Annotated in this window: 12 protein-coding genes; 2 read left to right on the forward strand and 10 right to left on the reverse strand. The window is 38.4% G+C overall.

Annotated elements, in window-relative coordinates; all coding sequences use genetic code 11:
• The gene (locus CH377_RS02575; protein WP_100722263.1) at nucleotides 1-2,061 is read left to right on the forward strand and encodes an AsmA family protein; all 2,061 of its coding nucleotides are present in this window, start codon (nucleotides 1-3) and stop codon (nucleotides 2,059-2,061) included.
• Here CH377_RS02575 and CH377_RS02580 read toward each other — a convergent pair whose 3' ends face one another.
• The 3 genes from CH377_RS02580 to CH377_RS02590 all read right to left on the reverse strand — a co-directional run bounded on the left by CH377_RS02580 (nucleotide 2,062) and on the right by CH377_RS02590 (nucleotide 6,255).
• Nucleotides 2,062-4,032: an LTA synthase family protein gene (locus CH377_RS02580; RefSeq protein WP_100722264.1), complete on the reverse strand. Its 1,971-nt coding sequence runs from the start codon at nucleotides 4,030-4,032 to the stop codon at nucleotides 2,062-2,064.
• Nucleotides 4,033-4,114: 82 nt separating this feature from the next.
• Nucleotides 4,115-6,025: a MutS family DNA mismatch repair protein gene (locus tag CH377_RS02585; RefSeq protein WP_100722265.1), complete on the reverse strand. Its 1,911-nt coding sequence runs from the start codon at nucleotides 6,023-6,025 to the stop codon at nucleotides 4,115-4,117.
• Nucleotides 6,022-6,255 (reverse strand): hypothetical protein, encoded by a 234-nt coding sequence (locus CH377_RS02590; RefSeq protein WP_100722790.1) that lies wholly within the window; start codon nucleotides 6,253-6,255, stop codon nucleotides 6,022-6,024. The genes CH377_RS02585 and CH377_RS02590 overlap by 4 nt, the downstream gene beginning before the upstream one ends.
• 164 nt (nucleotides 6,256-6,419) lie before the next feature.
• On the opposite strand from CH377_RS02590, the gene CH377_RS02595 reads away from it, so the two are divergent.
• Nucleotides 6,420-6,626 carry a hypothetical protein gene (locus CH377_RS02595; protein ID WP_100722266.1) on the forward strand — a complete coding sequence of 69 codons (207 nt, stop codon included), beginning with the start codon at nucleotides 6,420-6,422 and terminating at the stop codon, nucleotides 6,624-6,626.
• Nucleotides 6,627-6,697: 71 nt separating this feature from the next.
• Here CH377_RS02595 and CH377_RS02600 read toward each other — a convergent pair whose 3' ends face one another.
• From CH377_RS02600 to CH377_RS02630, 7 genes are all read right to left on the reverse strand, one after another.
• Complete coding sequence (locus CH377_RS02600) at nucleotides 6,698-8,320, reverse strand: caspase family protein (protein ID WP_100722267.1); 1,623 nt, start codon at nucleotides 8,318-8,320, stop codon at nucleotides 6,698-6,700.
• A gap of 328 nt (nucleotides 8,321-8,648) precedes the next feature.
• Nucleotides 8,649-9,650, reverse strand: a complete 1,002-nt coding sequence (gene ilvC / locus CH377_RS02605; RefSeq protein WP_100704979.1) for a ketol-acid reductoisomerase — start codon at nucleotides 9,648-9,650, stop codon at nucleotides 8,649-8,651.
• Nucleotides 9,651-9,742: 92 nt separating this feature from the next.
• Nucleotides 9,743-12,514 (reverse strand): SpoIIE family protein phosphatase, encoded by a 2,772-nt coding sequence (locus CH377_RS02610; RefSeq protein WP_100722268.1) that lies wholly within the window; start codon nucleotides 12,512-12,514, stop codon nucleotides 9,743-9,745.
• An 82-nt stretch (nucleotides 12,515-12,596) separates the two neighbouring features.
• Nucleotides 12,597-14,165 carry a methyl-accepting chemotaxis protein gene (locus tag CH377_RS02615; RefSeq protein ID WP_100722269.1) on the reverse strand — a complete coding sequence of 523 codons (1,569 nt, stop codon included), beginning with the start codon at nucleotides 14,163-14,165 and terminating at the stop codon, nucleotides 12,597-12,599.
• Nucleotides 14,166-14,339: 174 nt separating this feature from the next.
• Nucleotides 14,340-15,908 carry a methyl-accepting chemotaxis protein gene (locus tag CH377_RS02620; RefSeq protein ID WP_100722270.1) on the reverse strand — a complete coding sequence of 523 codons (1,569 nt, stop codon included), beginning with the start codon at nucleotides 15,906-15,908 and terminating at the stop codon, nucleotides 14,340-14,342.
• A gap of 165 nt (nucleotides 15,909-16,073) precedes the next feature.
• Entirely contained in the window at nucleotides 16,074-19,220 is a 3,147-nt protein-coding gene (locus CH377_RS02625; protein WP_100722271.1) for a SpoIIE family protein phosphatase, read from the reverse strand.
• A 126-nt stretch (nucleotides 19,221-19,346) separates the two neighbouring features.
• The gene (locus CH377_RS02630; RefSeq protein WP_207797581.1) at nucleotides 19,347-20,798 is read right to left on the reverse strand and encodes an NAD-dependent succinate-semialdehyde dehydrogenase; all 1,452 of its coding nucleotides are present in this window, start codon (nucleotides 20,796-20,798) and stop codon (nucleotides 19,347-19,349) included.
• Nucleotides 20,799-20,913 lie beyond the last annotated feature (115 nt).

Here is a 20,913-nt window from a genome sequence, read left to right on the forward strand (position 1 = left end):
ATGCGCTCATGGGATGTGCTCAATCGGTATTTAGAAGAGAACAAGATCCGCTACATCTCTATTCTCGGGTTCTTCGTATTATTATTCGTACTGATCGTTTATATCCCTTTCGTTCAAAAGAAAGATGTATATAAAGAATTTATATTAGATCGTCTCAGAAGTTCGACTGATTTAGATATCAGGGTTGCGGATTCGGATCTATACCTTCTTCCTTTTCCAGGTATCGAACTAAATCAAATTGAGATCCGAAAAGACAATGTTCTCATTGCAGTCAGCGATAAAGTAGATATAGATATTTCTTGGTTTGGTCTCATCAAAAGAATGATAGAGATACGAGATATTTCCATTAACGGAGGATCCCTTCATCTGGAGAGAAGAAAGGATGGATCTTTCGATATAGTAGAATATTTAAATGGAAAGAAGAAGGATATAGAAAAGAAGAGCAACGTAAAAGAACTTCTAGATGATGTAAACTCTCGGATCGGGTTTTCTACCGAGGACTTTTTTGCAGTCAGTTTAAAGAATATCGAAATAGATAATTTCACATTAGTATATAACGAACAAAATCACGATAAAAAATACGTAGTATATTTTAAAAAGTCTCAGGTCTCCGTTTCTTTTTACGGAAAGGATGTAGATCTATTATTTCAAGGAAGAATAGACGATCAACCTATAGATCTGGAAATGACAGGCGGCCTGCAAAGTTTTCCAGTGGATTGGGAAAAATTACAATTCAGTGCAGTTCTAAAGACGGAAGAACTTTCTCTTTCATTGCTCAGAGAAATATTTAATATTTTTCCTGCAAGCGACTTCTCCAAAACGAAAATTTCAGGGAGAACTGAAGTCATAAAGGAAGAAGGTACAATCTTCAAATTCAAGGTCCGAAACCAAATTAAGGATCTTGCATATAAAGGAGGATTACCTTTCGGAAATATCAGACTGAATGTAGACTTCGATCTGGACCTGATCAATAAAAAGGTCGCCTTTCCTTTTATAGAAGCTATCTGGGAAGGGGTGGCAAAAGCGACCGCAAAGGGAAGTGTAAACTGGAAGAACAGAAGTTTAGGCCAGTTCGATATCAAAGCGGATTATGGAGACTATCATAATCTTTTAAAGTTAGGAAAACTATTCAAAGTAAGAGAAGATCTTTTCGATCCGAATTCTCCTCCAGGTATCTTCTATTTTACCGGAGAATTGAATAATATTTTCGCGTTCAAACATAGATTCGCTCATATCAAAATGGAAGCGAAGTATGTAGATCCACTTCTTTCTATTCCGAATTTCCATGCATATATCTATAACGGAGAAATATTAGGAAAAGCTAAAATATATCCTGATATTCCTAAGATAGAAGTGGAAGGAGATGCACATAGACTCCAAGTAGATAAGGTCCTTCTCCCTTATGTATCCGAAAAAATTATGGAAGGTGAACTTTCCAGTTGGTTCTCTTTCGAAACACAGATCCGAAATCATTCTAGGGATTCTGTTACGGAACTTTTCGCAAACATGAAAGGGATCGGAAATATCACGATTAAAAATGGAGAGTTAGTAGGTTACGCAAACTTCATGGTCCCGGTCTTGAATACGGTTGGTAAAATTATCACATTCAAAGGAGTGGATGGGAGACAGTTAAAATTCGAGGCCCTTAGATCCGATGTTAAAGTTGGAGGGAATGAGATGTATTTCCCTAACATGAAACTGGAAATTGAGAACAGTGGAATGGATGTGGATGGAAAAGGGACCGTGGGTTTTGACCAAAAGATAGATATGAGATTACATCTTCGCCTTGGTGGAAAGTATATCGGCAAAGGTTTGCAGATCCCAATTATCTATGCAGGAACCTTCGGGAAAAGTATACCTTATGTAGATCCTATATGGCTTGGAAGTGTATATACGGGTATGACTTTATTAGGGCCTTATCTTATTCCTTTAGGCGGACCTTACGCAGGTGGAGTCGCAGGGTCCGTGATCGGAGAATATGTCCGAGACCTTTGGGATGGTGTTACCGGCCTATTCGGCGGAAGTAGTTCCGAGTCTGATAAAAAACAAAAAGAGAAATAATTAATACTCTTTTCTTTCCAACTCTTCCTTAGTTGGAAATACTAAATTCTGATTCATCAATTCATGGCTAAGATTCAAGAATGCTCTCGCCTTATTAAAATGAGAATCACAGATCTTCGGTTGAGTGTCGCAAAGACTTACTTCTTCTCTTTGACCTTTTGCAGAATATTTCAAATTACGATTTCCGTCCACGAAGTGGATATAGAATAGATTCGACTCTATCCAACCGATTAAATTTCCATAAGCAAAATATGCAGACTCCGTCTTTTTAGGGGCAAGCAGATTCCTTCCCATAGCGGAAAAGTATGCTTCTTTACCTACAAGGCCCAAAATAGTAGGGATCACATCTAATTGAGAGGCGTCTTTATCATCTATTGCAGGCAAAATTTTTCCCGGAGAATATATCAAAAACGGAATATTTCTATCTTCGTAGTAATCCAAATAACGATGGTGAGTATGATCTGCTACAAATACAAAGATCGTATTATCAAAGTACTTGGATTTTTCCGCTCGATCCATAAAATCCTTAAGAGCCCAATCCGCATAATGATACACATTTAGATATTCAAAATCTCTCTCATCTTCCGTAAAGATCCTGAATTTAGGATCTGGAGCGCGGTACGGATAATGTGTAGATAATGTAAGAGAAACTCCCAAGAAAGGTTTTTTAGATTCGGAAATTTTTTCGTGAAGTACCTGAAGTACGTCTGCATCATCATAACCCCAGGCTCCGATCTTGAATCGATTCAACTTAGCGATCTCTTTTTCACCCAGAACGGAATCAAATCCCCAATGAGGCATTAAAGTTGCTTTATTATCAAAACTTAAATCTCCACCGGTTACGAAAAATGTATCATATCCTAAACCTTTAAAAATATTCCCTATTCCGGAAAAATTTCCTAGTACTTGGTGAGTTCTAACAACCGTTAGTCCAGGTCTATCCGGCAATCCGGTAAGAATAGACATCATACCATTAGTAGTTCTTCCACCTGAGGCAAAAAACCTGGTATAAAATCTTCCTTTTCTTAAAAGTTTATTAAAGTTGGGAGTGAGTTCTTTTCCGAAAACTTTTCCATCGCTTATCGGATCTATAAATTTTCCGGTCCAGTTTTCCAGAAGGATTAAAACTATATTAGGAGGTTTTCCGTTATTAGTTTGTTTCTGTTTTCTTAATAAGGGATATTTTTTTCCGATAAAATCAGCGCCTTCATAAGAGATCTCCTCTCTAACGATACGAACTGATTCTTTTGTTTCTAACTTTAGGTAATTCGGAATGGATTGGCTTTTCAAATCCATGATAGAAGTGAATACACCATTTAATGCAATATTATTCACAAAAGAATGTCCCGAAACAATCGCATTACTAGCTCTTAAAGGAGTTTCCTGAACTCCTCCTCGGATCGCAAAGACAACAATCACTAAAACAACAAAGGAAATAATAGAGTCTCTTTTCCATGACTCAGGTTCGTGTTTGTATGGATTAAATTTTAAGAAAAGATATGTGGATAAAGGTAAGAATACCAAAACTAAAAGAGAAGCGACCACCGCTAAGAAAGGATTCTGTTCAAAGGCGGACTTTAAGATCACACCCATGTCTTTTCCTATAAATACGAATCCTTCGTAACCTATATGTTTGTTCGCATTTTCGAAATAAACTATATCGGCGATCAAATGTGAAAGCATCCAAACGCTGATCAAGATAGGAAAGTAACCCCAGAAAAAATTGAAAAACTTAAACCGATTTATATATGGAAGGCAAGAAAGAAAAGCGAATGGTCCTAAGATCATTCCGATCACAGAGATATCGAACCTAAGTCCTACCAAGATCGCCCATAAAACATCCTTGGTTTCTGCACCTTCTAATCTATAGGAATACACCCAAAGAAAAGCTGCTTTATAAAGAATTAGAATGAGAACAAAGTAGATGGCATATCCGCCGATCAATTTAAGATTGCTTGGTAAACGTTTCATCTTTTCCAATTGATTAGAATTTTAGAGAGCCTGTCGGGCAAGACAAAAAAGAGATATACCGGCTACCAACCAAAGTCTGATTTTAGTCCAGATCTAAACCTTCCAATCTTAGAACTTCCAAAGCATTGCTGGACTGGACAATTCCCGATCTAATCTTATAATCGAAAGTCATTTTACCGTTCTCAATTTCTTCTCTAAAATGAAATAAAGAAAGTTCAGGTAAATCCGCTAATTCCAAATCATGGGTTGTAATAATTCCGAACACACCATACTGTCTTAACTTTTTTAAGATCCCTTTACAGGCGATTGTCCTTTCTCTTGAATTCGTACCTTTTAGGATTTCATCTAACAGTACTAATCTACCCTTTTGCGAATTTTTAATATCTTGTAATATTCTTCCTAAACGTCTGACTTCCGCATAAAAGAAAGAGATCCCTTCCTCCACGGAGTCTTCATTTCGGATACTGGAATGGACGTCTAAGATAGGAGTTATAAATTCAGAAGCAGGTACAGGCCCCCCTGCCATTGCAAATATTCCCGAAATTCCTAATGCTCTCAGATAAGTGGTTTTTCCGGACATATTCGATCCGGTTAAAAGAAGAAGTTTCCCTGGTTGCATAGGCTCCAGATCGTTCGCCACTCTTTTCTCCGCGGGTATTAACGGATGTATCAAATTTTTTGCATGGATAGTTGCATTTGATTTTTCTAATATAGGAAAAGTAAATTCTGGTTCTATCCAGCTCAAGTTCGCAAGTGGAAGTAAAGAATCCAGCTCGGCAAGATCCGACATGGATGCCTTTAGAGAAGCACCATCTTTATTCCACCAAGAAGTATACCTTCTCCAAATCCAAAGATCGAAGAAAAACAAAATATTCAATAATGCATGAGCTAGAGGAGATTGGGTATAAGCAGCTAGATTGGAAATTTTAAGAAATTGTTTCCAAGAGTTTTTGAGTTCCTTCTTATTCCAATTGGAAAGAAAGACTTCTCCTTTTGTTCCCGAAAGATTAGAAGAACGAATATAGAGTAGAAGTTTTCCTAATTCCTCCAATGTTTCCGAATCTTCTGCGATTGGTTGTAACATCTTTAAGGATCTATTTCTATAAGATCCGAAAAAAGCGGAGTGAAGAATAAAGATCCCGAATCCCCAGGTCTGCCCGAATAGGAAACTTCCTAATACTAAAAGCCAAACAAGAGCGATCCAAACTGGAAATAAAACTCTAAGCACACCTGAAACTTTTCCAAAAGAAGATTTCCAAAAATCATTCGGCTCTTCTTCAAATAGATTAAATGGAAAATCTATCTTATTTTTTTCGGAACGTTCGGGTTGGAAATTACCGATCTTAGGAATATAAGAAGGAAGTTTTTCATCTTCTCCTTCTCTTCTTGCCGGAAAAGAAGCTTCGTATAATCTAAATTGTCTGAGTAGCTTTTGGAATACTTTCGCTTTTTTAGAAAGACCCATGACTGCGGTTTGTCTCGCTACTACTTTTGCTTCTTCAGGAGTTTCTAAAAAATATTCTAAAAATCTGGAAGTTCCTTTTTGGATAACAGTGGTGTCTATTCTGGAAAAGATACCCTTCTCCCCCAAAAAATCCAAATCTTTGGTCCAAGGAGGAAGCCCCGCCTCTAATACAAGATTTTTATAATATTCTCTTTTGGACTTTGGATAATGTTTTCCATCCAATTGGATCCTTGAAATCTGAGCCGTCAAAAAATCGGACCAGACATGTAACCTTCTGATCTTTTCCCTTCTCTTTTGGTACGCAGACAATAAATGATAGAAAACAGCCAAGATGACAATCGAAGGCAGATAATATAGATCAGAAACAGTTCGAAGAAGATAAACTCCAACGATCCATCCGATAAAAAATAAAAAGGAAAGTATTCTGAAAGTGGATAATAAAGAAAGAGTGGATTCTTCCTTTTGGATGATCCTGTTTAAGCGGGAAATTTCGGATCCAAGTCGACGGACCCTGTTTAGGGCGTTCATACCACTAGAGTAACGTTCTCGTAGTTTTCGGTCTCTCTTTTGTATATTTCATGGTCCAAAAGACGAACCAAGGAACCGACGTCTTGCATCAACCATCTGGAAACCATTTTGCCTCTTTCGCGGCCCAGGATTTTGTCTACGTAAACGTAGCCAAATAGGTCGGTTCCGTATTCGTACACGACGAATCTTCCCGATCTTTTCCCAGTTTTATTTTCCAGACGAATCTGCATTTTACCGAATTTACTCCGCACTTTCTTTTCGTACAAGAAAAAAAATATCTCAAGTATTTTCGCAAAGTCCCGAAGTACAGTTTGGGAGAAAGCTTCCTTTCCAAGGATGGAAAACCCGGAACTTTCTCCCTTTTTTCCCGAATGGGGTCGCACGGAGGCGATTTATGATATATCCCGAAATGGATCCGGATCTACGGAGTTCCTTCGCAAAAATCGGAAAAACCTTTGCCAATCTTACAAACGACACTGCTTTACCGGAATACGGTCTAAAAGCTGGGAATTTGCTAGATAGAAAACAAATGAAGATCTTAATCGAAATTCGAAAAAGAAGGATCAATTCCAAACAATGGAATAGTTTCCAAAAAGATTAAAACCCAAACCAGGAACAAAAAAGCCCCTCGATCTCTCGAGAGGCTCTTCTTGAAAACTAAATATTCTGTTCTTAATATTTGGTCTTGGTAGAAGGAAGCTTCACATTCAGGATAATATCCACTTCAGTTACTTCTCCCTCCCTCACCTTAATATCAGCATTATTCAAGTTCAGATCTTCTGCGAAGGTAGCCTTTATCTCATACTCTCCAGGTTTTAGGTTCGTAAACCAGAAGTTACCATTTTGGTCAGTATTTAATTTATTGATACCGGTTACGCTTGTAACCGTAGGCATGAAGATCGGCTGATTGATCACTGGGTTATCCAAGGTTCTATAGAACACTTTTCCTCGTATCGCTCCGTAGCCTGTCATAGAAGTTACAACTTCCAGATCGTTTCTCTTATTAGGAAGAACTGCCTGGGTTTTTTGAACTTCAGGATAATCATCCGCCTGGATGGTTACCTTATGAACTCCAGCTGGAACACCCTTAACTGTTAAAGTATAAGTCGCACCTGGAGTGAGTTTACCCATTCTTTTGACCGCTCCCCAATAATTGGAAGATTCGGTTGTGATTGTTTTATCAACTTCCTTATCGTCTATGAGTACTCTGATAGAACGATTTCCCACTCTTTTCTTACCAGAAGTTATACGAATCTCTGGAGGAAGATCAGAAACTGCATAAGCTCTATCTTGGATAATAGTGGTTTTGATTACCAAATCGCCTTTCAAGTTTGTCGGAACAACCGGAGGTTCTTCGTTAGTAACCACTGGAGTTTCAGGCTCAGGCTTAGGAGGTTGAACATCCGGAACTGGAGTAGGATTTACAGGAGGTTTAACCGGCTCAATAGGTTTTGGTGGATCTGGTTTTTTTTCTCCCGCTAAAAAGATACCGGACGCGTTACCCGAAATCTGAGGCACTTGTTCGTGATCGTACTTTTTAGCCATATTCACTGTTTCGTCTTTAGAAGCGAAGAATGCTTCGAGTGCAGTGATTACGTTATCCTGATTTAAGTCCCCGCTAGAAAGAGCCTTGCCAAAATTATACGTAAAAATCCCGTGATTGATTGTTCCGCCGACTTCGATCGCGGTTTGGTTATCATCCGCACTCGAAATGATCGCCTTGTCTTGGAAGAAGAAGTCCTGAGAATCTTGTTTTACCGTTCCATCACTTCCTTCCGGAATTGGAACATTAGCAGAACCCCTGGTCGCCTTTCCTTTTTTAGCAATACCTCCGGAGAAGCAGCAGTCAAAAACGAAAACAGTCTTAGGAGATTTGATTCCTTCTAAATAATCGTTCAACTCATCGTCGGAAAGGTGAGGTCTATCATAACAAATGATCAGGTTTCTCATTCCGTTCTTTGCTTTTTCATCTCTTTGAAAAGCACCGTGGCCTGAGAAATAAAGAAATACAGTATCGTCCGCTTTTGCTTTGGAAGCAAGAGCCTTAATTTCTTTCTGTATATTGTCTTTGGTTACATCTTTACCCAAAACAATTTTGATCTCATCGAATTTTCCTACACGTTTGATCTCATCGTGTAGATACTTGGCATCCGCCTCACAAAGATTTAATTCTGGGATTCCGGCTTTGTTTCCTTTATAGTTGGATCCGAAGATAAGGCCTAACCTTTTCTGTGCGAACACATCAGTAGAAAACAAAAAGAGGGAAATTCCGATTATGGAAATTAAGGATTTCAATCAGAGCCTCCTGGCTTGGGTGTCTCAAAATAGCAAAAAGCTAGGCTTTGTCATTATTTTTTTGCCCTAAGGATAGATACCTTCTAAGAGCAAGTACCAGACTTAGGACCTACGATTTTCCGATTTTTTTTCCAAACTTAGAACGATTTTAGGGTTCGAGGCAAGAAATTTCCAACTTATGTTCCGAGCAGTCCCCGGGGTTTTAGAACGTTTACAGGATTTTAGGGATCTTTTTAGTTACGTAAAGGACGAGAAAAAGGTACTGAGGCTGCCAAATAAAAAAGGCCGGAAAATTCCGGCCTTTTAACATCCAAGTATTAGGGTTTTATTATTTACTCAGCCATTTCATCATGCTGCGTAATTTTTTACCCACTTCTTCGATCGGATGTCCTGCGTTTTTCTCTCTCATCTTATTGAACTCAGGATAACCAGCTTTGGTTTCTGCGATCCAAGCTTTTGCAAACTTGGAACCGTTTGCCTTTTGGATATCAGCAAGAACATCTTTCATACGAGCCTTAACACCAGCGTCGATGATACGAGGTCCGGAAACATAGTCTCCGTATTCTGCAGTTCCGGAGATAGAATAACGCATACGAGCTAATCCACCTTCGTAGATCAAGTCAGTAATAAGTTTAACTTCGTGTAGACATTCGAAGTAAGCGATCTCAGGATCGTAACCAGCTTCAGTAAGAGTTTCAAATCCTGCCATGATCAAGTTAGAAAGACCACCGCAAAGAACTACTTGCTCTCCAAAAAGATCTGTTTCAGTCTCTTCTCTGAAAGTAGTTTCGAGGATCCCTGCTCTTCCCCCACCTACTCCAGCCGCGTGAGCAAGTGCTCTTTGTTTTGCTGTTCCAGTTGCATCTTGGTTTACAGCGATCAAACAAGGAACTCCACCACCTTCTACGTATACTCTACGAACCAAGTGTCCTGGTCCTTTTGGAGCTACCATGTAAACGTCTACAGTTTTAGGAGGTTGGATGAATTCGAAATGGATATTAAATCCATGAGAGAAAACTAATGCATCTCCATCTTTCAGGTTAGGCTCGATATCCGCTTTGTAGATATCACCTTGGATCTCGTCCGGAGCAAGGATTTGGATAATGTCTGCTTTTTTAGCCGCTTCAGAAACGGAGAATACTTCGAAACCTGCTTCTTCAGCTTCTTTCTTGGATTTGGATCCCTCTTTTAGACCGATGATAACTTTCAGTCCGGAATCTTTCATGTTCTGAGCTTGTGCGTGACCTTGGCTTCCGTATCCGATTACGGCGATGGTCTTTCCTTTTAATACGGAAAGGTCCGTATCTTTATCATAGTATAAATTAGCCATTGTGGCACCTCGAGTTCCACCTTTGGAGTTCTAAAAAGGCGTCTTTTTTACAAAACATTGTGAAATGGCCGATTCCACAATCTAAATTTGTTTTAGTAGCCCTTCGATTTCAATAGTTCGTCCAACTTTCGGACTCCAGGGCTTTCTCCATCTATAGACTCTGCTGCTTCTAAGATTGAACGCGCCTCGTTAAAGCGACCTAATAATCTATAATTGTCCGTAAGGTTGATCAGGTTCGCAAGACGATGAGGTTGGGAGATACGGACCTTCTCAGCAGCTTGGCTAGACTTTGAGTATTCTTTTAAATGTTTATAACATACTGAAAGTAAGAACCAGATATTAGGAGAATCTGAATCAAACTCTAGATACTTTTCAAACCAACGAGAAGAAGGATCATATTCCTTTCGATCATAATAAACTTGTCCCAATAATCTTGCAGCCGCTTTAAAAGAAGGGACAGAATGTAATGCTTCTTCCAATAACACAACGGCAGTACCAATCTCTCTTTGTTGTAATAGAGCCTTTGCTTCCGTATATTTTCTGAGTACGGATTCAGGGATACTAGTTTTAGACTCTGTTATATTTGGAGAAAGTTTTTCATGAAATCCAATGCGGATCAAAGAAAGGTCATCAGATAATGCACCTAAACTATGGATACGATCCACTAAATTATCAAGATCTCCTTTGGATTCCTCTACCGTTTTAAGGAACATATTCTCGTCAGAGTTCATGATCCAATTCACACCATCTTCAGTTAAATTGATATCATCTCGTCCGTCGGAGCCTACATAAAGAATATCTCCGGGTTTCAGATCGAATTCCAAAATCCTAAAGCTCATCTCGGAAGGAGAACCTAGTTTACGTAAGGTTAATTCTCTTTCTAAGAAAGATGCCTTTCCATCTCGTAGAAGTACTGCCCAAGGATGTTCCGCGTTAAAGTAGTACATTTTTCCGGTCTTTTCATTGATAAGACCAAGGATAGCCGAGGCCATCATCACTCCGTCGAATGTTCTGAAAATATCATCCAACTCTCGGTAAGATTCCTTCACCCAATCCTCCGGAGAGATATTTAAGACCTTTCCTTGGCTTGCAGATCTAGCCATGATATTGTTCATAGCTGTTCCGAGTACGATAGCTCCTCCTGCTCCTTGCATGGATTTTCCCATCGCGTCTCCATTTAAAAACACGGACCATCTTTCCTTTTCAGAACCGAATAGAAGATTTCCGCTGATACAAATATCTCCGCCAATCTCCGATTCTTTATTCTTAAAAACGAATTTTTTCTTTTGTTCAATATAGAAGTTAGTCGTAACCGAACTAGCTCTATTCCAGTTCGTCATCAATGGCTTACTTAAAAGAGAAGTTAAAAAATAATCTCCATCCTGCTGCACCTTGAGCGAATGGATCTCTTCCATTTTTTCGGTAACTTCTTTTGTGCGAGCATCTACTTTCTCTTCCAAAGTATCTGCATATTCTTCTAACTTAGTTCTTCCTTCTAGAATACTTCCCACCATCTTGTTGAAAGATTCGGAAAGATAACCTATCTCATCTTGAACAAGCACCGGAATTCGGATCGTAAGATTTCCTAAATTTACTTCTCCTACTCCTCGGATCAAAGTGTTCAAAGGTCGTACCAAACTTCGATTAAAGAAAAATGGGAACAGAACTAAGATCACAAACACAAGAGAAAGAGTTAAGAACACTAACCAACTATTCGTTTCATCCAAAAATTTTCTGTAATGTAGATAAGGAAACGCGACTAGAAGAGTTCTTTCTCCAACTTCATCCCTCAGATAATAAGAATAAAACAGATTATTAGGAGAAGGTACATAATCATCCGAACTTGTTTTAGGCAGATTAGTAGTTGGAGTTCTTTTTAAGAAATTCCCTGATTTTCTATTTTCTAAAATTTCCTTTTGGGCTAAGTTTAAATTTGGCTCAATACCATCTGATTTTATTAAAACCTTGGGTTTAGTAGAAGAATCTCCCAAAGAAACAGCATATGCGATGGAAGAACCTTCTGATTTACCAGTATTCAAAAATGTCTGGGCTTCCTTAATACTGATCTCGTCAAATAAGGATTCATTTTTAAGATTTACTACCGTAGAAAATGCCTGAGCAAAAACCAAACAAGTAGCTACGGTAATCCCGATAATCTTTGTCATAAAAGAAGTTTTATCTACAGTATTATTAATAAATAATATAGTGAGGGTAAAATATCCTAAGATCATAAAACCAACGTACAACTGCTGGAATGCGTTAAAAGTGATTACTCCAGATCTAAACAAAAGATTTGAAACTACTGGGACTAAATAGGTGACATCCATTCCCAGGGACATTTGTATTAAGGCTTTTCTTTCTTCTTTTTCCGCTCTGATAATTTTTCGGACCTGGATAAGTATCATAACCAAAAGGAAAGCAAGTAAGGAAACCGCGAGCAGGTTGCCCACTTTTTGATGGTAATTGTATATCTGCCCCGTAAAATCAAATAGCGGCTTATTCGTAAATATTTGATAATATGAATAAGAGATCGTAATTAAGGAAATCCCAAGTAGCGATCCGATCACATACTTTGCTTCTTTTGGATGATCATTTCTAGGATATAAGTAAGCGAATATACAGAGGAAGATCGTGCCGAATACAGCTGCCGGACCAGTAACTAGCCTGTGATAAGATGCCTCCGGAAACGGAAGAATCGCCGAGAAGAAAAATCCGAAGTTAATCAAGAAAACGAAAAGAAATAGATAAGAGAACGCGCTCGTATAATTCGCCTTCTTCTTTAGCGCGGCTAAGAAAGCAAAAATGATAAAGGTAAAGATGGAACAGATGAGCGAAGAGATCGCCCATGAGTTAAAATAAACCATGGAGCGACTTTTCTAATCCCTAGTGTTTAGAATTCAAGATTTTTCTATACGAACTAGTTCGGAAATTTTAACAGAACGATAACTAACCTTTCGAAGCCAATGTTTGGGCTTCAGTTTCCAGAATTTTAATGGTTTCCGCTAACATTTCACTCTTTCTTAACAAAGAATCCATAGAACTTTGTAAAGAAGATACAGAAGTCATGATCGCATTTGCTCCAAGTGACTGTTCTTTTGAACCAGTTTCAATATCAGATGATAAATTCCTTAAAACTGAAAGACTGTTCAGAAAACGTTCGTTCACTGTTTTCTGCTCGCTCAATAATTGATTCAACTGTTTAAAACTATCTAAAAAGTTTGTGAACAAAGTATCCTGTTCTTTCACTTTTTCATTCGCGGTATGAGCGGATTTTTGTCCGTCTTGGACATACTTTGTACTTTCGTTTATAATTTTAGAAATACGATCTGCGTTCTCAGAACTACTTTCTGCAAGTTTGGAAACTTCGGTTGCAACCACTGCAAACCCTCTTCCTGCGACCCCCGCTCTTGCTGCTTCAATAGATGCGTTCAAAGATAGAAGGTTGGTTCTATCCGCAACATCAGACATGATTTGATTCACTTCTCCCACGGAACGGAACGAACTTCCTAATGACTCCAAAGAAGTTCTAAGACCATCTACGAATTCACTTACTGCTTTTCCGGCCTCCAAGACTACATCCATATTCCTATTTAAGTCACTTGAATGTCCGGAGATACGATCAATCAAAGTATTTAGATTTCTACTTTCTCCCAATAAACCTTCGATCTTTGAAAATTGGTCTTTTACTGTTTCTGCAGATTGTTCTGTCTGAGCTAAAAATTCTTCCATTGTAGAACTGATCTCTTCGAAAGAAGCTGCATGATTGCTTATTACTTCTGAAAAATCGTCCGAGAAGTCTTTTAACTTTTTGGAATTCTCTCTTAAAGAAACAGCGGATTCAGTCATTCTAATCCTACCGTGTTCCAGATCTTCTTTAGACTTTTCAATAGCCTGGGATTTTTCCTCTTCTACACTCTTTAACTGTAGAAAGATCCGAATCACCGCTACTACAATGAATGCAGTGGTCATTAAGAATAACATCTTTGTAATCTGTTCAGACATTGCAGCATAACCGGGAGTTATAGAAACGATACTATCTTCTGTAAAAATGACTCCAGTATGAGCTGCATTCACGGTTACTAAACTTTGGCATAGGATTGTTAAAAAACCGGTTAAGTATACGAATCTAGGAGAAAGCAAAAGGCCGGCATATACGATGTATATAACGTTAATCGTGTAGAGTACAACTTGTTTGATTACGTTCGAAGCAAGCTTTGCGTCTTCGGTGGTCGCGCCAATCATCACCAAACAAAGAACGATTACATCAGTTGCTATAAAAACTTTCCCTAAAAATGGAGATACTCCACTTCCAAATCTGGTTTTCAGGAAGGAGTATGTGACATACATCACCATCACAGAGGTCCCTAGAATATAGAGCGAGTTTTGAAATAGTGTACTTCTTTTGTAACCCATCGCAATGGAGGCAAAATAGAGTAATGTTAGTCCGAATCTGATTCGATTGATCGTAATCGGACCTTGAGCGAGAATTTTTTCCGTTTCGGAACGTGCTACCATATAAGAAAACCCGCCTTTGGAACATTTTTATTAACTAATATCCAAGACGGGAAAGTAGCGAATAAATCGATCTTTTTTCAGGTTTTATTCGTGGAAAATTTATTGCAAAAGAAAGTTAACGTTGCCCTTTATTTAATAAGTCCCTAATATATCTGATCATTTAGCTGATATAGATCAATATTCTTTTCCGAGGAGTTCTGCTTCTTCCTCAAGTACCTTTATTGTGTCTGATAAAAGTTCGCTCTTTCTCAATAAAGAATCCATCGAGCCTTGTAATTCGGATATAGCTCCCATGATCATAGAAGCTCCAGTATTTTGTTCGTTCGAAGAAGTCTCGATTCCTGCCGAAAGTTTACGTAATTCCGATAAGCTAGCCAAGAATTGATCGTTTATTTTCATCTGGTCCTCAAGAAGCCCATTCAATTCATTAAATCTACCTAAGAACGTAGCAAATTGATCCTCTTGATTCCTGACCTTCTCCGATGTTACTGAGGCTCTATTTCTGCCCTTGTCGACATAGTCATTGGATTCACCGATAATTTTAGAGATCCTTGCAGCATTTTGTCCGCTGCTTTCTGCAAGTTTAGAAACTTCGGTAGCAACCACTGCGAAACCTCTTCCTGCAACTCCCGCTCTTGCAGCTTCTATAGAAGCATTTAAAGAAAGTAGATTGGTACGATCTGCAACATCAGCCATGATTACAGTCACCTCTCCCACTGAACGGAAAGACTCCCCTAGAGATTCCAATGATTCGGAAAGACCTGAAACAAATTCAGTCACTTCTTTACCCGTATTCAAAACGGAATGAATACGTCCGTTCAACTCGGAAGAATAACCTGAAATTTTATCGATCAAAGATCTTAAATTTTGGCTTTCCTTTACGAGTAATTCTATCCTTCCAAATTGATCCTTAACGCTAGAGGCAGCACTTTCAATTTGGGACAGAAATTCGGTTAAAGTACTTCCTATTTCATCGAAAGAAGCAGCGTGATTATTGATCACATCAAAAAATTCATTAGAAAAGTTCCTTAAAGATCTAGATTTTTCCTTTAATGAAACTGCGGCAGAATCCATCCTTTCCTTACTTTTTTTCAATTCGTTTCCGGAAACGATGATAGTGTTTAACTTTTCCTCTTCTGCGTCGCGCATAAGCCCGAATATGTTGATCACACTTCTTACTATGAAAGCTATCACGATTAGAAAAATTAATTTTAAAATTTGTTCGGAAATAGAAGCGAATCCCGGAGAAAGGACTTCTAACGGTTCCTCAGAAAATACCACTCCGTGGAGATAACAATTTAATATTACCGCACCTTGTGCGATCGCAGATACAATCCCGGTAATAACTACAAATTTTGGTATCAGGAGCAATCCAGAATATACTATTAATATTACATTAATTGCATATAATATGATCTGTCTAATGATCCCCGAAGACATGTTTTTTTCGGTAGATGCAGCGAAAAACATAACGCTCGCAAGTATTATTACATCTAAAAGAACTGAAATCATCCCGAGAGATTTGGGGATCCGTCCGTTTCGATAAGAAAAAAACAAATTCACCAAGGAAACGATCGCCATAGAGATCGTTCCACCTAGGTAAGCCATATTTTGCGCAAAGGAACTTTGTTCCCAAGAGGCACCGAGGGAAGCTAGGATCAAAAAAACTAGGCCGATACGGATCCGATTGATAGTCAAAGGACCTAAAGCAGCGATCTTTTCCGTAGTTCGTTCGTCATTCATTGGCGCCTCCAATAATGTCTCATTTTCTTCGAAGAATATTCTAAATTCAAACCGAAGGCGCACAGAATCGATCTTATTTTTTATAAAGTGAGTAAAAACTCACATTTTAATTACATACTATAGGGACTATATCTTCAAAAGTTGATATTAGTCAGAAGTCTAAATCTACTGACGCCAATTTTTCCTTAGAACGTCCCTGATCCTAAGTACTGCTTCATTTTCAGGCTCTATATGTAGAGCAGATTGGACCATATACATTGCTCTTTCATAATTTTTTAAAGCGATATATACTTGGGCTAGGTTCATTAGGTTTTTAAAATGATCCGGCTCCCTCAGTCTTAACCTTTCCCCAAAGTCCAAAGCTTTTTTCAATTGTCCCGCCTTTCTTGCAGCAAAGGAAGCGACATATAAAATTTCCTTATCAACAGGTTTAATATTCAGATAGTCTTCTGCATAATGTGCTGCTTTGGAATAGTCTTTGAGTTTTAAGAATAATTTTACAAAATTTTTCTTCACCTCAGGAATGCGACTGTCTAGATTCTCCGCTTCTTCTAAGTAAGTAATGGCTTCTGCCACATCTTTATTTTGAGAAGTTTCCTTAGCTCTATTTAATAATTCTTTTATCTTTTGTTTCTGCTCATCATGAAGTTTCTGATCGGAATCATCTTCTTTAAACGATAACCTGATAAGAGAAAGGTCATCCGTTAACGGACCTTTTCCGGTAATACAATTATAAATTCCGCCCAGGTCACCTCTACCTTCTTCCACGATCCTGAGGAAAAGTTTTTCGTCATCATTGATGATCCTTCCCCCATCTGCGTCCGTTCCGATCAAAATATCGTCCCTACCGTCAGAGCCCGCAATGATCACATCTCCAGGTTCTAATTGGAATGTTTTGATATAAATACGACCTTCCATTCCGGTAGTTCCCAGTTTACGGAACATCAACTCGTCTTCAATAAAACTTGCAATCCCATCTCTATACAATACTGTCCAAGGATGTTCAGCATTAATAAAATATAAAATACCAACCTCATCGTCCACGAGTCCCATTACGGAAGAAACCAGCATAGACCCGTCAAAACTCTCAAAAACTTTATGAAGTTCTGTAAATGCGTTCTTCAGCCATCGTTCCGGAGACTGATTTTTCATATTATCAGCTAGTCTAGTTCTTTCTATAATCGATTCGAAAACAGATCCTAAAACCAGAGCACCGCCTGCACCTTGCATAGATTTTCCCATTGCATCCGCATTTAAGAATACTGTATAAGATCTACCAATTAAGTCTATATGATTGGAGATGTTTAAGTCCCCACCGATCTCATCATGATATCTTCTGAAGGTAAATTTTTTCTTCTGTTCTAGTAAAAAATCTACCTTTACATTTTCATGAACTGCTTTGTTCGCACCTAAAGGTTTGATCAAAAGAGAAGTTAAGAAATAGTCTCCATCTTGTTGCTGTTTAAGCTCCTGTACTTCTCCTAAGGTTTGTTCTAATTCTTTGGTACGTTCTTTTACTTTTTCTTCTAATTCGTTAGCGTATTGTTCTAATCTTTTTCTAGCCGATTGGATGGACCTTGCCATTCTATTAAACGATCTAGCGATAAATCCAATCTCATCTTCTACTCTTGGTTCGAGGCGATAATCCAAATTTCCTGAATTTACCTCCGTTAAACCTACAACTACTTCGTCCATAGGTTTGATAAGTGCATTTTGAAAGAAAAATCTGAATCCTAAACTGATCACCAGCATAATGGCGAGCAAACATACCACTAAGATCAATGCAGGTTCATGTATGAATGTTCTGAATGATCTATATGTGAAACCTACTTCGTACACATTTCCATTTGTAGGATGTACGACCAGGTATGAAACATAGTACTGAGGTTTCTCATCTCCTACCTTATAATATTTCGTCCCTCTATAGATCCTTTCACCAACTTCTCTAATCGGGGTTAAGGGCAGAAGGACCGTTTTATCCAAGTCTGATTCCGATATATCTGCCTTAAGATCAGCTTCTGCTTTTATCTTCACCTTTTCTAAAATTTCCGAAAGGCCAACTTCTTCTGATTTTAAAAGTTTATAAATTGCAGGAGCGTCTGATTTTGAAGGCAGGTGAGAATATTTGCTTCGTACTACTTTTAGCCGTTTATTCAGATGTCTGAAAAATTCACGTATATCTTCGTCTGAAACCGGATCACTTCCCTTAGATTCTAAAAATTGTTTCAGTCCCTCTTGGTAAGCATAAAACTCTTTAGGAGAATTTTCTAAAATTGTTTTGGATCTTTCCCATCTAGTATTAGCAGGAAGACTTCCCAAATTTGTAAGATTTTTAGAAATATAAAAGAACCGTATTTCTAATCTGTCTTCAGAATCGAATCTTGGATCTTTAAAACCTTTTTCGGTTTGAAAACGATTTTCGCTCGGATCATACGAAGTTAAATATGCAAATCCACCAGGGGTTTCTCCCTGTAAAACGACTAGCTTAGCTTCTTCTTTTTTAATTAGGTCGAAAGAAGAATCATATCCGTTTAATATCGCAAATCCCACCAACTGGAACGCGAGAAGGAAGGTCGCCATACTTACGCCCACGATCCTACTTAAGATCGTTGTCCTTTCCTTAGTTGCATTTACATAAACGATCAGTATTAGAAATAATCCGGCAACAAGCAGGATATCCGCCGTTTGCTGATAGACTGCCCTAGATACCGTACCTTCTCTACTTAACGCATTAGTAATACCCGGTAAAAGTGTAATGGTAAGATAAGCGAGAGTAATATAAATTACGGACCTTCTCTCTCCCCCTTTTTCTACGATCGCTCTCCAAATCGCTGCGATCAAAAAAATAAAATTATAAAGGAAAACTATTAGAGAAAAAATTTTATAAAATAAATGAGTTTCGAAATCCCAATAATGGCTTCCCATCACGAAAGTTCGAGTGGACTTTAAAGAAAGAATAATATAAAAAATCGCCAAAGTTATAACGCCTGCATACAAGATCGCATACAGAGCCAGTCCTAACTTTTCTCTTTTTGGTGTTGGGAAATAAAAAAAGAATATAAAAAGTTGAGTATAACCCACCATCGGGAATGGGATCACGATCCATCTATGAAAGATCGTCCAGTCATCAGGCGAACAGAATGCTACCAAGTACCCGAAATGAAAAATGGTAGTTGATAAACTAGAAAGACCTAAGTGAAATGCTGCCTTACTTCTTTCCTTGATTGTCAGAAAGAAAAAAGATACGTACAAAGAAAATAAGGAAGCAAGTAAGGATCCGAAGAAGTAAAAGTTAAAATAAAAAGGGTCCATAAAAAGGGCAGCCTAAGAAATTGATCCGAAGGACCACTTCGTCAAGAAAAATGCGAAAAGAAGTCCGAACTCTAAAGACGAAAATTTTTTTACAAAACTAACGATGAGAATTCGAAGTTTTTACGATTAACCTTGTCCGCCCCAACAGATATATTTTATTTCCTGATATTCTTCTATTCCGTATTTGGAGCCTTCTCTGCCCATGCCTGACTCTTTTACTCCTCCAAATGGAACCTGTTCAGTGGATAAAATGCCTTCATTTACGGAAACCATTCCAGCTTCTAAGGCTTCTGAAATTCTCCAGATCCTAGCAGGATCGTTTGTATACACGTAAGATGCCAAACCAACGTCGCTTGAGTTTGCAATTCGTAATGCCTCTTCTTCCGTTTTGAAACTTTTGATAGGTGCAAGAGGACCGAATGTTTCTTCTTGGAAACATAATGATTTTTCGGAAATTCCCGAGAGAACGCTCGGTTCGTAGAAGTTTCCTCCCAAAGAATGAGGCTTACCTCCTATCAAAAGTTTTCCTCCTCTTTCAATGGCGTCTTTCAGATGTGAATCCACTTTTTTGACTGCGGCAGAATGAATCAATGGGCCAATATTCACTCCTTCTTCAAAACCGTTCCCAACTTTAAACTTAGAAACTTCTTCTGCTAGACCATGAGCGAATTCCTCTGCGATTTTTTCCTCTACCAAAAATCTGTTTGTACAAACGCAGGTTTGTCCTGCATTACGAAATTTTGAAACAATTCCTCCTCGAATTGCTTCTTTAATATTTGCGTCCGCGAAAACTATAAAAGGAGCATTCCCTCCTAATTCCAAAGAAATTCTTTTCACTTGGTTCGCTGATTTTTCTAAAAGTATTTTTCCTACTCTTGTAGAACCTGTAAAACTTATCTTACGAACAATTTTATTTTCTAAAAATTCATTAGCGATCGGTTCAGGTTGTCCGGTTACTACTTGGAAAACTCCAGAAGGAATCCCGGCTTCTTCTGCAAGTACCGCTAACGCAATTGCTGAATAAGGAGTAAGTTCGGAAGGTTTAGAGATCACGACACATCCTGCTGCGAGTGCAGGTCCTATCTTTCGAGTGATCATGGAAGAAGGAAAATTCCAAGGAGTTAGTATTCCAGTAACACCCACCGGTTCTTTCCAAGCCATCAATCTAAGTTCTTTTCTATGAGTGGGGATCAAATCCCCATACGCACGTTTTGCTTCTTCTGAAAACCATTCCAAATATGAAGCAGCGTAATCAATCTCTGCTCTGGATTCTGCCAAAGGTTTTCCCTGTTCCCAGGTCATAATTTTTGCTAAATCTTCTTTGTTTTGGATCATTAGATCCGCCCAGTTTCTAAGAAATCTGGCTCTTTGTTTTGCGATAGTCTTAGCCCAATCCTTTTGGGACTTCTCAGCAAACTCTAAGGCTTTTCTTATTTCTTCTCGAGGAAGATCGGGAACTTCACCTATTTTATCACCTGTTGCAGGATCAAATACCGGAATAGTTTTAGAGAAGGTTCTCCATTCTCCTGAATAAAAATTAGAATTTTTGAATAAAGAAGGTCGATTGAGTTGGATCATATTTTTGCCTGAAAGAAGCTCTTTCTCCAAAGATACATCTTTGTTATGATACTGAAAACCGAATTTCTATAGGCCGGAAATACAAAATAGTTTAAGGGTCAAATCTTCGTGGGAC

This window comes from Leptospira haakeii (assembly GCF_002812045.1).
GTDB classification, from domain to species: Bacteria; Spirochaetota; Leptospiria; order Leptospirales; family Leptospiraceae; genus Leptospira_B; species Leptospira_B haakeii.